Source organism: Streptomyces sp. NPDC045956, from assembly GCF_056430705.1.
Window position 1 is genome coordinate 15062 of record NZ_JBWKKZ010000010.1, and the last position, 14538, is coordinate 29599.

13 protein-coding genes are annotated in these 14538 nt (G+C 69.5%); 5 read left to right on the plus strand and 8 right to left on the minus strand.

Translation table 11 applies throughout. From position 1 onward, the window contains the following. Positions 1-78 precede the first annotated feature (78 nt). The gene (locus tag AC07FV_RS25200) at positions 79-825 is read left to right on the plus strand and encodes a hypothetical protein (RefSeq protein ID WP_479089511.1); all 747 of its coding nucleotides are present in this window, start codon (positions 79-81) and stop codon (positions 823-825) included. A gap of 222 nt (positions 826-1047) precedes the next feature. On the opposite strand, the gene AC07FV_RS25205 is transcribed toward AC07FV_RS25200, so the two are convergent. Further along, positions 1048-1674, minus strand: a complete 627-nt coding sequence (locus AC07FV_RS25205) for a TetR/AcrR family transcriptional regulator (protein WP_479089512.1) — start codon at positions 1672-1674, stop codon at positions 1048-1050. Positions 1675-1814: 140 nt separating this feature from the next. On the opposite strand from AC07FV_RS25205, the gene AC07FV_RS25210 reads away from it, so the two are divergent. Beyond that, complete coding sequence (locus tag AC07FV_RS25210) at positions 1815-2576, plus strand: SDR family NAD(P)-dependent oxidoreductase (RefSeq protein WP_479089513.1); 762 nt, start codon at positions 1815-1817, stop codon at positions 2574-2576. 40 nt (positions 2577-2616) lie between these two features. Here AC07FV_RS25210 and AC07FV_RS25215 read toward each other — a convergent pair whose 3' ends face one another. Then, complete coding sequence (locus AC07FV_RS25215) at positions 2617-4425, minus strand: flavin-containing monooxygenase (protein WP_479089514.1); 1809 nt, start codon at positions 4423-4425, stop codon at positions 2617-2619. Between the two features lie 171 nt (positions 4426-4596). Here AC07FV_RS25215 and AC07FV_RS25220 point away from each other — a divergent pair, with 171 nt between their 5' ends. Next, on the plus strand, positions 4597-5619 hold the full coding sequence (locus tag AC07FV_RS25220) for an SMP-30/gluconolactonase/LRE family protein (RefSeq protein WP_479089515.1): 1023 nt from the start codon (positions 4597-4599) through the stop codon (positions 5617-5619). A gap of 9 nt (positions 5620-5628) precedes the next feature. On the opposite strand, the gene AC07FV_RS25225 is transcribed toward AC07FV_RS25220, so the two are convergent. The 4 genes from AC07FV_RS25225 to AC07FV_RS25240 all read right to left on the minus strand — a co-directional run bounded on the left by AC07FV_RS25225 (position 5629) and on the right by AC07FV_RS25240 (position 11925). Next, entirely contained in the window at positions 5629-6222 is a 594-nt protein-coding gene (locus AC07FV_RS25225) for a TetR/AcrR family transcriptional regulator (protein WP_479089516.1), read from the minus strand. A 600-nt stretch (positions 6223-6822) separates the two neighbouring features. Further along, positions 6823-9807: a carbohydrate binding domain-containing protein gene (locus AC07FV_RS25230; RefSeq protein WP_479089517.1), complete on the minus strand. Its 2985-nt coding sequence runs from the start codon at positions 9805-9807 to the stop codon at positions 6823-6825. Positions 9808-10764: 957 nt separating this feature from the next. Continuing rightward, positions 10765-11190, minus strand: coding sequence for a tautomerase family protein (locus tag AC07FV_RS25235; RefSeq protein ID WP_479089518.1), 426 nt, complete (start codon positions 11188-11190; stop codon positions 10765-10767). A 30-nt stretch (positions 11191-11220) separates the two neighbouring features. Further along, a complete protein-coding gene (locus AC07FV_RS25240) occupies positions 11221-11925 on the minus strand; it encodes an SDR family oxidoreductase (RefSeq protein WP_479089519.1) in 705 nt (234 codons plus the stop codon). Positions 11926-12108: 183 nt separating this feature from the next. Between AC07FV_RS25240 and AC07FV_RS25245 the strand changes: the two genes are divergently transcribed. Then, positions 12109-12741 carry a TetR/AcrR family transcriptional regulator gene (locus AC07FV_RS25245; protein WP_479089520.1) on the plus strand — a complete coding sequence of 211 codons (633 nt, stop codon included), beginning with the start codon at positions 12109-12111 and terminating at the stop codon, positions 12739-12741. 90 nt (positions 12742-12831) lie between these two features. Here AC07FV_RS25245 and AC07FV_RS25250 read toward each other — a convergent pair whose 3' ends face one another. Beyond that, positions 12832-13026, minus strand: a complete 195-nt coding sequence (locus tag AC07FV_RS25250) for a DUF6480 family protein (RefSeq protein WP_479089521.1) — start codon at positions 13024-13026, stop codon at positions 12832-12834. Between the two features lie 5 nt (positions 13027-13031). Beyond that, positions 13032-13628 carry a DUF4383 domain-containing protein gene (locus tag AC07FV_RS25255; RefSeq protein ID WP_479089522.1) on the minus strand — a complete coding sequence of 199 codons (597 nt, stop codon included), beginning with the start codon at positions 13626-13628 and terminating at the stop codon, positions 13032-13034. A 426-nt stretch (positions 13629-14054) separates the two neighbouring features. Between AC07FV_RS25255 and AC07FV_RS25260 the strand changes: the two genes are divergently transcribed. Then, positions 14055-14441: an SRPBCC family protein gene (locus AC07FV_RS25260; RefSeq protein ID WP_479089523.1), complete on the plus strand. Its 387-nt coding sequence runs from the start codon at positions 14055-14057 to the stop codon at positions 14439-14441. Positions 14442-14538: the final 97 nt, after the last annotated feature.

The following is a 14538-nucleotide window of genomic DNA, read 5'->3' on the forward strand; positions in this document are numbered from 1 at the left end:
CCGAATCCTGTCCGCCGGATAGTGTGATCGCCGGGGCGAAGTCGACTCATGTTGAATTCCGGCGCCGGGGGGCAGCCCATGACTAGTTGGTGGCGAAAGAAGTCCGCGCCGGAGAAGGGCGTGCCAGTGGCGGGCGAGCCGGAATTCTCGGCCGAGGCGCGCGGGACGCTGCCTGGGCACATCGACGGACCTGATGGGCGGCGGAAGGTGACGCTGGCCGTGCATGACGACGGCGTGGTGCTGACCGACGGCGATGCGCGCCGCGCCTACCGGTGGTCGGAGGTCGCCCATGTGTGGCACGCCAACGACATGGACGGCGAAGCGGCCGACGGTTCTGTGATCACGAAGTGGTTGCATGAACTGCTGCTGGAGTTCACGGACGGCACGGTCGTGGGCTCACTGCTGGCCGACCCGCCCGTTGTCACGCCGGAGCCCGCCTTCCGCACCGGCCGGTTGTCGTCCTCGCCACCCTCTGTCATCGCACCGCTGATGCAGCGCGTCAAAGTTCCGGTGACCGAACTGCATCTCGCCAGGGCGAAGGCGAGACTCGCGGCCGGCGGACAGGTCGATTTCGGCCCACTGACCGCCACGGCGGACGGGCTGCACCATGACGGCAAGAAGATCCTCTGGCACAACATCACCTCATGCCGCTACAGCGTGGTCATCTTCTCCGAGGACGAGGAGGAACTGGGCGCGATGCTCCGCATGGAGTACGAGGTCGACGGCGGCGCGCACGGATTCCCGTTCGCCTGGCTGCGGATACCCGCGCTCGACGTCCCGGACCTGGATGTTTTGGTGCGGCTCGCCGAAGAGAACCGCACCTGATCAGCAGCGGCCCCTGCCACGATCGGCTTCACCACTTCACGGGACACCCTCGCGCTTACCTGCTGAGGGCGACAGAACCCGGCGTACAGCCCAACTCATGCGTCGTCACCGGCGACTTCCGTTCGCGAGGGGCCTCCGGCGCATTTCAGGGTGCCGTTACTTCGGTCCTCGCGCCGACTGCTCACTGACGGCGTACGACCACGGCGGCAGTGGTTGTCCGAGTCAGGTGAGGCCGGCCTCCGTGAGAACCAAGGCGGTGCGCAGAGTCGCCGCGAGGTCGGTTCGGGCGGGCGCGGGACCGGAATCCGGGGCAGCCGATCGGTAGGCGTGGTGCTCCAGGGCTGCGCGCAGCGCGGCGTTGAGCATGGCTGCCCAGATGGCCGGCCGTACGTCGTCGTCGGGCAGTCCGGCGCGCTCGGCCAGAGCACGTGCGAAGGCGGGTTCCGCTTCGTCGCGGGTCTGCAGCCAGACCGCGCGCAGGCCCGGTTCGGTCCGGGTCAGTCGCAGCAGAGCGCCGACGTCCGGTCCGGTCAGGTCCTCGTCGCCGGCCCACACGTGGTCGAAGGCCTCCTGGAGGGGCCGGCCAGGACCCCACTGCCGCAGCGCGGCGGCGATCGTGTCGATGCCGGTCGAGAACAGCGGCCGTACGCAGCTCTCCTTGGTGGGGAAGTACCGCCAGAGAGTCCTCGACGAGATGCCGACCGCCTGCCCGATCTGCTCGCCCGTGGTGGCGGCGACGCCTTGGGCGATGAAGAGGCCGACCGCGGCATGAGCGATCTCCAGCCGGATGACGGCCTTGCGCTCGTCGGTCAGCGGCGGTCGTCCGGTCCGTCCACGGGCTGCGGTCATCTGGCCCTCCGTCGCCGGTGATCATGTCATGCGTATTCTGCCCCAGGATTTTATGTCACTCAGAGACATAAAATCGTAGGGTGCTGGCACGGCGCGGCAGCGGTCCGCCGCGTCGGCACTTTCGTGAGAGGGAGCGATTGATGACCAAGGGTTCGAACGGGCGCAGCGTGATCGTCACCGGGGCGGGGTCGGGCATAGGCCGCGCGGCCGCGCTGGCTTTCGCCGCCCAGGGCGACCGCGTCGTGGTGGCGGACCTCAACGCCGAGGGGGCTGCGGCGACCGTCGAGGAGATCGAGCTGGCGGGCGGCACCGCGGTGGCCGTCACCGGTGACCTGAGTGAACAGGCGGTGGTGGACGACGTCACTGCGACGGCGGTGGAGCGGTTCGGCGGCGTGGACGTCCTGGTGAACAACGCCGGGATCATGGACAGCATGTCGGCCCTGGCCGACGTGAGCGACGCCGAGTGGGAGCGGGTCATCCGGGTCAACCTCACCGCCCCGTTCCTCCTCGCCCGCGCCGTGCTGCCGTACATGCTGGCCGCGGGACGCGGCGCCGTCGTGAACACCGCCTCCGAGGCTGCCCTGCGCGGGAGCGCGGCGGGTGCCGCGTACACGGCGTCCAAGCACGGCGTGGTGGGGCTGACGAAGTCGCTGGCGGTGATGTACCGCAAGAACGGCATCCGCGCCAACGCCATCTGTCCGGGCGGCACCGCGACCGCCATCGCGGTGGAGGCCGACCGGACGGCTCACGGCCCGGCGGCGCTGGGGCCGCACTTCGTCAATCTCGGCCGTGTGTCCCGGCCGGAGGAACAGGCCGCGGCGATCCTGTTCCTCGCCTCGGAGGCCGCGAGCAACATCAACGGCGCGATCCTGCCCGTGGACGACGGCTGGTCGGCGGTCTGATCAGGCGCCGGTCGTCCACCGCTGGACCCGCGGCAGGCATCTACGCCTGCGTAGGGGTCCTGGGCCTCAGGACCTCGTCCATGGACTCCTCGCGCCACCTCGTCAGGAGGTTGTGGAAGGCGAAGGCGCCCTGGGGGTAGGCGGTCGGTCCGTTCGGCCGGCCCCGCCCCTCACCGTTGTAGTAGCCCGGTGTGCACTCGGCATGGAACCAGGCGTGGTCGGGTGCACCCTCGCCCAGGGTGGCGATCCAGGCGTCCTCGGCCTCGCGGGACGGTTCGACGAGGGCGCCCTCGGCTTCGGCGGCCGCGACGAGGGCAGCGGCGTGAACGGCGTGCTCGTCCAGTACGTGGGTGAAGTTGACGCTGCTGGCGCTCTGGACGGCGCCCAGCTGGATCAGGTTCGGGAAGCCGCTGCTGGTGAACCCGTGCAGGGTCCGCGGTCCTCGCTCCGCCCACGCCTGCAGCAGGGGCACGCCGTCCCGGCCACGGACGGGCAGCCTGCCGGAGTGGATGCCGGAGACCCCGACGGAGAAGCCGGTGGCGAAGACCAAGCAGTCGAGCGCGTACTCGGTGCCGCCGACGACGACGCCGTTCTCGGTCATGCGCTCGATGCCGTGGGTGTCCGCGGTGTCGACCAGGGTGACGTTGTCCCGGTTGAACGCCTGGAGATAGGTATCGGAGAACGTGGGGCGCTTACAGGCATAGCGGTACCAGGGCTTGAGCTTCTCCGCAGTCTCCGCGTCGGTGACGGTCCGTTCGACGCGGGCGCGGATCTCGTTCATCCTGGTGGCGTCCGCCACTTCGTAGGCCGCTTCGAAGGCGGCTCGGTCGCTCGGGCGGCGGAAGCTCGGCAACAGTTTCTCGAGAAGGCCCGCCGACGACGTCCACCGGTCGGCGACGAGATCCTCCTCCACGCTCTCTCCGGAGACGATGCGCAGGAAGTTGTCGCGACGCTCCCGTGCCCAGCCCTCGCGATCGGCGCCGACGTCGCGGGCGGAAGTACGGCGGTTGGCGCGTACGTCCACGCTGGAGGGGGTGCGCTGGAAGACGTAGAGGTGGCCGGCGTCCTCGGCCAGCTTCGGAACCACCTGGATGCCGGTGGCGCCGGTGCCCACGACGCCGACGCGCTTCTTCGCGAGTCCGGTGAGGCCGCCGTCCGGAGAGCCGCCCGTGTAGCCGTAGTCCCAGCGCGAGGTGTGGAAGGTGTGGCCCGTGAACTTCTCGATGCCGGGGATGCCGGGCAGTTTCAGCTCGGACAGGGTCCCGGTGGCCGTGACGACGTAGGTGGCCCGGATTTCGTCGCCCCGGTCGGTCGTGACGATCCAGGTCTCGTGAGCGTCGTCCCACGTCAGCGAGGTCACCGCCGTGGAGAACAAGGCGTCCGCGTAGAGGTCGAACTTCTCGGCGATGCGTACCGCGTGCCGGCGGATCTCCTCGCCGGGCGCGTACTTCCACTCCGGTACGTATCCGGTCTCGTCGAGCAGCGGCAGGTACACGTGCGACTCGACGTCGCAGTGGATGCCCGGATAACGGTTCCAGTACCAGGTTCCCCCGACGTCACCGCCTTTCTCGATGATGCGGACGCGCTCGACTCCCTGCTGGCGCAGGCGCGCACCCGCGAGGATGCCGCCGAATCCACCGCCGATGACCGCGACGTCCACCCGGTCATGCAGCGGCTCACGCTCGAGCGTCTCCTCCGCGTAGGGATCGGCAGCGTAGTAGCCGAACTCGGCGTCGGCGCCGAGGTACTGCCGCGCGCCGTCGGGGCGCACGCGTCGTTCCCGCTCGGCCCGGTAACGCTCCCTGAGTTCGGCGAGCGCCTCGGGGGACGACTCCTGCGAATGTGCCATGTGGGGGCCTCGTCTTCTTCCGCTTCACTGCCAAGGAGCCACCCGCCCGTGAACTGGTGGGGACGTCACAGGACTTGAGCAGCCATGCTCTACGGTAACAACAACCGGACAACGCTGTCCGGTTGGATGTGGGTTGCTTCCGCACACTTTCGGACAGGAAGAGAGATGCACATGCGACGACTCCCGATCCGTCCCCTCGCCGGGGCCGCAACGATCGGCGTGCTGGCCCTCACAGGGTGCGGGACGCAGACGGCGGATGCAGCGCGGGGCCCGGAATCCACCGCGGGCGAGCGGACCATCCGCGCGCAACAGGTCATGCGCCTGACGGAAGTACACGAACAGACCGGGATGACCTTGCTGGAGGGACCGGTCTTCGACGAGGACGGCAAGCTGCTCGTCGTCGACGTCACCGCCCCGGCCGGCGAGCCGAAGGTCCTGCGCGTGAATGTCCGGAAGAAGACGGCGGAGCAAGTCCACACCGACGCTCGCGGCGCCTACACCTCGGCCCAGATCAGCCCGTACGACGGACGGATCTACCTGACCGACTTCGCCCACGGCGACATCGTGAGCCTGGCACCGGACGGCAGCGATCCGCGGACCTTCTTCTCCGGCGAGGTCGACGGATCATCCATGAACCCCGACGACCTCGCCTTCGACCGGGAGGGCCATCTGTACCTCAGCGACTCACGCGGCATGTCCGAGGGCGAGGCCAAGGGCCGCGTGGTGCGGATCGACCGGGAGGGCAAGGACGCCACCGTCCTGGCGGACGGTCTGGCGTCGCCGAACGGCATCTCCTTCGACGCGGCCTACCGCGGGCTGTGGTTCAGCGAGCTGACACAGAACCGCATCTCCTACCTCCTTCTGGACGGCAAGGGCGGCGTGACTTCGCGGCACACCGCCATCCGCGTCGACGGTGGGATCGCCCAGACCGACTCGATCGCGGTGGACGCGGACGGCAACCTGTACCAAGGCCTGCACGGCCGCCCCGCGATGGCGGTGTACGACAAGCACGGTGAGCGCCTGGCGACCGTCGAGGTTCCGGCCCGCGCCGCGGGAGGACTCGAATCCGCGACCAACGTGGCCATCACGCCCGGCGGAACGAAGGCCTACATGACCGTCAGCGGGCCCGGCGGAGGTTATCTCTACCGCTTCGACGCACTCGCGAAGGGCATCCCCCAGTCCAACGGCGGCTGACGCCTGCGCCTACTCCTCGAAGGGCCGCACCGGTCCCACTTCGACACCGAGCAGCCGCCATGCCGCACGCGCCCGGCGCTCCCTCTGCTCGCGGGTCGGGCCGGTGACGGCACCGGAGACCATGGCGACAGCGATCATGAGGTCGTCGTCCGCCGCGGCCAGCCGGTGATCGTCCGGCAGGTGCGCCCGCAGGGCGCGCTCGACCCGCCCGGACAGGGCGTGCGCATAGGCGGGGATCCTGGACGGGCTGCCCGCTCCGTCGGCATGCAGGACGCTGATGAACGCCGCCGACTCCGTCAGGTGCCAGGTCAGGACACCGAGGACTCCCGCCAGGTCCGTGCCCCCCGCGGCCGCCGCTTGCTCGACCTGCCGGACGTTCTCCTCCAGCACCGCACTCGCCACGGCTTCCCGGCTGGGAAAGTGCCGGTACAGAACACCCTGGCCGACCCCGGCACGACGGGCGATCGCGGACAGCGGAGCGTCCAGGCCGCACTCGGAGTAGACCTCCCGCGCGGCGGCGACCAGCGCGGCCCGATTACGGGGTGCGGCCTTCCGCCCCTCGTTCGCGGGCCGCTGCTCCTCCGGAACACGGTGTTGTGTCACTCCGAGAGAGTAACCGGCGGCGCGATCGGCTCGGGCGGTAGCCAAGAGTCCCGTCGGCGGCGCAGGGCCGGGCGAACGCCTGGGGCGACCATGCACAGCCCGGGGCTGCGGCGAGGCGGACGCTGGGCACGCTGTGACGCCCGCGCGTTGTTCGGCAGCCGCAAGATGCGACCTCCGTTCCCTCGGCGACGACTGGGACTGACCGACCGAACCTCGCTCTCCCCCGGTCGGTCGAGAAACGACCACGATGGTGTGACGACGGGTCGAACGACGGGTCGGGTCGGGGCGGCTGACGCGCTCATTTGCAATGGGACGCCGGCAGCGGAACCTGGGTCCCCGAGGGAGCCGACGAACCCGGCCCCGCCTCCCCGGGGAGGGCGGGACGGCAACTTCACGCAGATCGAGATCGTCGGCGGTTGCAACCTCCAGCTCCACGCCTGCCCGGCCGCCCCCTCCCACCCCCACACCGAACTGATCCAGTGAGTCCGTGCGGAAGCCCTCCGCCGACGCGCACGCCACGATCGGCACGGCGAAGGACTCTCCGGGCAGGAGGAGCCTTGGACGACTGTCAGATGACAGAACGACGGCCCTGGCTCTCGGTCACTTCAGGTACGGCCCCGCGGACCCGATCTTCCCCTTCCCGTTCAGGACGTAGACCCGCAGGTTGCCCTTGCCGGGGGCGGTGACGGAGAGCCGTCCGTCGCTGACGGTGCGGACGTCGCCGGTCACCGCGTCGGTGTACGTGCCGTTGGGAATCCCGGTGTAGGTGGCCGCGTGGGTGACGGTGACCATGGCGAAGCTGTCCGTCGATCCGCTGGTGTAGCGGCGTTTGAAGGCCATGTCGCCGCTGACCCCCTCGGTGGAGTACTGGCCCGTCTGGAGTGCGGGGATGGCGCGGCGGATCTCGTTCAGCCGCTGCACGTGCTTGACCAGGGGCTGCTGCAAGGTGCCGGCGACCGCGCCGGAGGCCGACTGCACCTTGGAGAAGTCGTTCGCCGTCACCTCGCCGGCGACGTGGTCGCCGTAGTAGGCGCGGCCGGTGGATGCCAGCGGGCAGGACGGACCGCAGTCGATCTTCTTGCCCTTCTGGAACTCGATCTCGGACCCGTAGTAGAGGGTGGGGATGCCGCGGAAGGTCCACATCAGCGACATGTTCTCCGCCCAGGCGTCCGTGCCGCCCGCATAGCGCTCACTGCCCTTGTTCGGCCCGTAGTCGTGGCTGTCCACGTAGACGACGTTGTAGGTGGCGTCGTTGTAGCTGTCGTCGGAGTCCTTGCCGTTGTGGAAGGCGTTCGACGCGTCGCCGAAGTTCATGTGCATGCGCATGTCGATGACGTGCATGCCGGAGGAGCGGCTGTGGTCCGGGGCGTGGTAGCCGTTGCCGTCCAGGAAGGCGTTGGCCGACGTGGGCTGGTTGCCGGTGCCCTGCTGCTGCTCGTACTCGTACATCTCCAGGGCTGCCTTCTCGTCGTCCGCGTTGTACTCCTTGCGCTCCTTCCATGTGTAGAACTGCGCCGAGTGGTTGACCGAGCCGCGGTTCCACTTGTCGTTGACGAAGGCGGCCACCTCGCCGAAGACGAAGAAGTTCTTCGCGGCCTCGACGCCGTGCTGCTGGGCGACGCGTTCCTGGATCGCGGGCAGGAAGCGGCGGTTCCAGGTGGTGCGCGGGATGTGCACGGCCGTGTCGACGCGGAAACCGTCGACGCCCATGTCTATGTACTTGTTGTAGGCGCCGATCAGGTAGTTCTGGACTTGGGCGTTCTCAGTGTTGAAGTCGGCGAGGTCGTCGTGCAGCCAGCAGGAGCGGGAGTCCTCGCCCTCCCAGTTGCCGATCCAGCAGTTGTGGTAGAGCGCCTTGGGGAACATCCCCGAGGTCGGGCTGGGCCACTGGCAGTTGTAGATGGTGTAGCCCTCGGGGCTCTTGGCGCCAGTGGGTCTGCCCCAGTTGAGGCAGGTGTTGCCGGTCGGCTCCGCGGTGGACCACAGGTCGCCGTTGTAGTAGGACTTGCCGCTCTTCGGCTCGACGGTGAGGCCGTCGTACTCGAAGCCGGGCTGCCTCTCGTCGTAGTGCCAGCTCCACTGGGCGTCGCGTGTCCCGTAGACGGTCGGGGTGAACAGGCCCTTGGCGCCCCAGCGGGAGGAGTGGTTGTAGACGACGTCCTGGTAGATCTTCATGCCCTTGGCGTGGGCCGCGTTGATCAGGTCCTGGTAGGAGGCGCCGGCGGACTCCAGGCGCGGGTCCACCTTGTAGAAGTCGTAACCGTGGTAGCCGTGGTAGTCGTAGTCCGAGCGGTTGAGGACCACGGGAGTGATCCACACGGCCGAGAAGCCGAGGCCCTTGATGTAGTCGAGCTTGTTGAGCAGGCCTTTGAAGTCGCCCCGGAACATGGGGTCGCCGGTTGCCGCGTTGCCGGACTTCTCGTGCTGGCTGCCGCCTCGGTTGTTGGAGCTGTCGCCGTCGTTGAAGCGGGCGGTGAGGACGAAGTAGATCGGGTCCTTGCGCGGGTCCGTGCCCAGCGGCTTGCCGGGGGCGGGCGTCGGCGGCTTCTCGCCGGTGGTGGCCCGGGCGACGGCCGAGGCGGCCGAGACGTTCCCGGCGGCGTCGACGGCCCTGACCGTGTAGGTGTAGGTGGTCTTCGCCTCCAGGCCGGCCTCGGAGAAGACGGTGGAGCCGACGTCGGTGACGACCGTGCCCCTGGTGCCGCCATCGCGCGTGACCTGGTACTTGGTGACGCCCTTGTCGTCCGTGGACGGCTCCCAGGTGAGCACGACGGACACGCCGTCGGCTTGGGCGACGACCTGGGTGGGGGCGCTGGGCGCCGTCGTGTCGGGCGCCTCGTCGGCGCACGGGTCGGCGGCGTCTTCGGTGACGGTGTTGTTCTGCACCGTCGTGACGCCGGCCGGCAGCGTGTAGTCGGCACCGTTGTTGTTGTCCCAGGTGCCGTTGCCGTTGTTGAAGGCCGCCTTCATCGCGGCAGCCGAGCCGAGATCGACCTCCTTCTTCCACCAGCCCGTGCACGCGGCCGTCATGCCGACGCCGGGGGCGGCGGTCCAGGCGCCGCCCGTGGGCTGGTAGTGGATGTTGGCTGTGGTCCAGCCCAGGTTCCGGGTGGAGTAGTAGACCGTGGCCTTGCTCCCGGCAGGGTCCGGGTCGGGGCCCGGGTCGCCGCACGGGTCGGAGTGGGCGACGACGCCGTCCCTGACGGTGATGTCACCCGTGCCGAGGGCGTAGTTGCGGCCGCCGTTGTTGTCCCAGGCGCCGGTTCCGTCGGTGAACGTGGCCTGGAGCCCTGCCGCGGAGCCGAGGTTGACGGTCGCCTTCACCCAGTCCGTGCAGGCGGCTTCCATCCGCACGCCGGGGACCGTGGTCCAGGCACCGCCGTCAGGGGCGTAGTGCAGGTTGTACCGGGTCCAGTTCTTGGTCTTCGTGTAGTAGAAGACGGTCGTGACGCCCTCCGCCGCCGCGACGGGGGCGGTGGGGGGCGCGGTCTCGGCGGGCAGCGCGGTCAGCAGTCCGAGGATGCCGCCGATGGTGAGCGTGACGGCCAAGGGCCGTCTGGGCAACCGTGCGGGGGTGCGATTCATGGGGTCTCCTGACCCCGCCTCAGCGGGTGGAAGGACAACCGGAAAGTTGCTGAAATTCCTTGCAGCACGAGGAAGTTACTCGGCCGCGCCTTCCGCGTAAAGAGGTTGAACACCGCACGACGGCGGAGCGGTCGCCCCTGTCGGCCGCTTTCGGGTTCCGTCCCGCAACGATGACGGGGCCTCGCGCGAGCGTCTCTTCGGCCACGGGCTCATGGGGATGGCTCTATGCCGACGGGCGCGGGGTCGGCAGCAGGTCGACGGGGGTCGTGGCGTCGAACGGCACTCAGGCGCACGACCCGGTCGATCCTTTGCTGGTGGGGCGGTTGGTGACGGGCGGGGTGACCTGCACGCCGCGCGCGCCGGTGCGCCCCGCAAGCCCTCTCCCGGCCAGGCCCGCCGCGGGTCACGGTCGACTGCATGGCAGGTACAACAGAGCAGGTGTGTGAGGGTCGTGGCGACGGAAGCGACTGCCCGAACAGAGAGGACGAGAACCTGGTCGACGGCGTCCGGTGCGAGGAATGCCGGCACTACTGGGAACTGGACGAGACCGAGCGGGGTCGGCGTGCGGCCGTGGAGGAGGGGATCACGCGGCCGGTCGGGGATCCGCGAGAGGCCGGACAAGGAACGGCCGCGTAGCCCGGCGCGATCGCGGTACCTGCCTTCGCCTGACGCCGACGATGGCTCCGGTTCCGCGAGAGACAACCCGGTCGGGCCGGCCGGCCACGTCCTCTCGACGGAACCTCTCCCGCAGTGCGCGCCCACCACACAGCCACCACCCTCGCGGCGAGCGCAGGGGACCCGCACGGGAACCGCCGCGCGGCAGGGCCGTGGTGAGCACCGGCCGCCAGGACGGCCGGCCGCATTCCGCGCACGGCGGCGGCAGTTCCTCCAGGCCCGACCAGGCCGGCCTGATCCAGCAGCCCGTTCGGTCAGGCCGACGGCTCACACAGTGGGGGTTCAGTAAGGAACAGGGCGGTTCTCCTGGACCCAGAGTCGGTGGGCTTCGCTGTCGAGCGGAGGTGGAGCGAGACCGTCGAGCATCCACAGCTCTCTCGGTGTTTCGTCGATGTGGAACTCGCAGTACAGGCCGCGGTCGGCGGTGTGCGGGGCCAGGATGCGCGCGAGGATCTCCCGGGTCCTCTTCCGGATGTCGGGGTCCTCGGTGTGGACGGCGATGTGATCAACCGTGATTCTCACGGCGGTCGCCGTGGGCTCGCCGCCCACGTAGAGGGAGTCGGCGTCGATCTCCTGGAAGACGGTGACGACGTAGAAGGCCGGCAGTCTCCCGAAGCGGGTGTAGAAGCCGGTGATGTCTGCGGAGAACTGCTGCTTCTGCTGCGGCGTGTAGATGCCGGGCGGATGGTAGACGGTCCAGAGCGGCACGGGGACTCCTTCGGGTCGGGGGCCTGGGCGTCAGCTGCGCAGAGAGGGGAGCACGAGGTTCTCGACCGGGCCGGAGAGGACCGCCTTGACCGTGCGGGTGGCCTCGTCGACGAGGACTTCGTTCTCGCCGTTCTCGACACCGTCCAGGACGGTGCGGGCGACCTCGGCAGGCGCGATCTTCTCGGCGGCGACCGCGGCGACCATGTCGGTGTCGGCGAAGCCGAGATGCACACCGACCACCTGTGTGTGCTGCGCGGCCAGTTCGAGGCGCAGAGAGTTCGTCAGCGACCAGAAGGCCGCCTTCGAGGCTCCGTACGCGCCGCTTCCCGCCATCCAGGACAGGATGGAATGGATGTTGACCAGCGCGCCCCCGCCGTTGCCGGCCAGGACCGGGGCGAACGCCTTGGCGACGCGCAAGGGGCCGTAGACGTTGGTGTCGAAGGTCGCGAGGACCTGTGCGAGCTCGCCGGTGAGCAGCGGAGCGGGGTGCAGGACACCCGCGTTGTTGATGACGAGGTCGACGTCGCGTGCCCGCTGGGCCAGGTCGGTCACCGAGTCGTCGTCGGTGACGTCGAGCGGGACGGGTTCGACGCGGGGGTCTTCGACGGCGTGCGGGACGCGTGCGGTGGCGTACACCTTGCGGGCGCCGCGGGCCAGCAGCTCCTCGACGAATGCCTTGCCGATGCCCCGCTGACCGCCCGTGACGAGGGCGACGGAGTCTTTGATCGCGGTCATGCGCACTTCCTTGGCGTGATGGTGCGTCCGGGCGTACGCCTCCGATCCGCAGGCCGGACCTCGGCGACGCATGCGGTGCCTTCACTATAGATGTTAGTCATCATCTAAAAAAGAGCCTGCTGCCGTAGGATGAGCCCCAGGGGCCAGCAGGCCCCGGCGCGCCGGGAGAAAGGGAATGCCGGTATGCCGCGCATGTCGCGCGAGGTGGCCGAACAGCACCGACAGCAGGTGATCCGGAACACCTCGCGGCTGATCCGCGAGAAGGGCGCCGATGGCGTCACCGTGCCCGGGGCGATGGACTCCGCCGGGCTGACACACGGCGGCTTCTACCGTCATTTCGCCTCGAAGGACGACCTGCTGGCCCAGGCACTCACCGCGGCCTTCGTCGAGCGCCGCACCGCCATGGACCGGATCAGTGAGGACCACGACTCCCCGGACGGCGCGTCGGCCAGGGCCTCGTTCCTGGCGATGTACCTCTCCGAACTGCACCGCGACCATCCCGCCGACGGCTGCCCCGCGGCCGCCGTGGCCGCCGACGCGGCCCGGACCGAGCCCGGCACTCCCCTGCGCACGGCCTTCACCGCCGGCCTCCGCGACCTCGCGGACGGCCTGCGGCAGTGGGACGAGCCGGAACGCGAGGGCGGCACCGACGCCGCTCTCGCCGACCTCGCCCTCCTGGTCGGCACCGTCCTGCTGGCGCGCGCCAGCGACGACCAGGAGCTGTCCCACGCGTTCCTCGAGGCTGCTCGCGACCGTCTGGACCCGCAAGGCACGCAGTCGTCCGAGACCTCCAAGGCCTCCACGCCAGGCAGCTGATGCCTGAGTCCTCCGCGACCTCCCGCCCCGCGGCGCAGGGACCAGGGCCGGTGGAACCCGCGACGGGCTCACCGGCTGCGCACCGCAGGGTCAGGGCACCGGTGTCCACAGGTCGACGGAGCGAAGCAGGAAGAACGCGGCCATGATCACGGATCCGGCGACGATCAGACCGAGCCAGAAGTACGGGTGCTCCCAGACGCCGCCGTCCGGCCGCTCTTCGTGAGCCTCCGCTGTCGAACCCTCCACCGGCGGGGTTTCGGTGGGCTTGCCCAGTGGTTCCGTCATGCTGCTCACCGCATTCCTCTCTTGGTCGGGCGCCCCGTGGACGCTCGCAGTTCAGGGGCACCCCCGGCGCTCCGGGTGGTCGACAGCGGGGGCCGTCCCGCGTCCCGCAGGGCGGGGGTCGTCACCGAGTCGCGTACCGCCTGCTCAGGGTGCCTGCGCCGCCAGTACGGGTTGTCGTGCGCGAGCTTGCTGAACACCCTGCCGTACATCCCGAACGTGGCGATGAGCAACCCCATGACGAAGCTGAAGATCACGTTGGTCATGCCGAAGTCGAGGATGTTGGCGGGACGGTCCAGGACGAAGATGTGCGCGAAGCCGCTCAGCACGAAGAGCGCGCCGACCGTCATGTTGAGGACGGAAGCGAAGTTTCCGCCGATGGCGGCGCCGGCCAGCAGCGCCAGACCCACGACGGTGGAGATGGCGCTGAGCGCGACGTTGGTGGTCATCCCGGCGATCGTGTCGCCCGCCGTGGCGAACGGGCTGAGGGCGTCGGCGAAGCCGAGCCCCGCGAAGACGAGCAGGACCACACCGCAGAAGCCTGCGCCGTACCGGTAGACGCTGGCCAGATGGTGATCGACGGGCATTTCGTCTTTGAGCTTCATGAAGTACTTTCGCCCCTTGTGTTCCCTACGGATGCATAAGAGGGGATTGTGATTCCGCGCGGCCGGTGAGGTCGCACGAGCAGAAGAGTCCTCCGCACAGCCCACCCGGAGCCCGCTCGGGGAGAACCATCGCTGTGCGGGTGCCGTCGCCCGTGACGTGCGGGATCACGGCATCGTGGCGACGTCGGACATCTGGATGCCGACCGCGTTCTCGGCCATGGCGCAGGAACCTCCTTGCAGGGCGAGCCGGCCCTTCGTGCGGCTCTGGAACGAATCCGGGAGTCAGAACTTGGTTCAGTTCGAGCGGCCACGCGACCGGTGCGGGTGCCCCCGCACCCGGCACCTGCCCGCCCGTGGCAGCGTGCCGTCAGGGATCCTGACGACGACGCCCGTCACGTACCCGTACGTCGAGGAAGTGGTGCCGTCTTGGCAGTCCTGACCCTCCGTGCTGCCGGGCCAGCGGGAGCCGACACGGTGTGGGACCGGTACGTGTCGGTGGACCGGTGGGCTTCGTGGTCGCCACAGATCGTCGCGGTACGTCCCGTCGGCGCGACGCTGCGGCCCGGCCTGACCGGCACCGTCGTGTCCTTCGCCCGGATCCGCGTGCCGTTCCGCGTCGAGGCGGTCGACGAGGTCCTTCGCACCTGGTCCTGGCAGGTCCGGCTGGGCCCGGTGCGGGTACGACTGCACCATGGCGTGCGAGCGCGGGAGGACGGGTCCGAGACCGTACTGACCATGCGCGGCCCGATGCCCGTGCTGGCCGCCTACGCTCCCCTCGCGCGGCTCGCTCTGGGGCGCCTCGTGCGCTCCTAGGCAAGAAGGCCCCGGCGAGTGCGCCAAGCGGTGCCTGCGCGGCGGCGACTGCGATGTCTCTCGATCGTCCCCGCTCCTGCGTGGTGGATAACCTTCG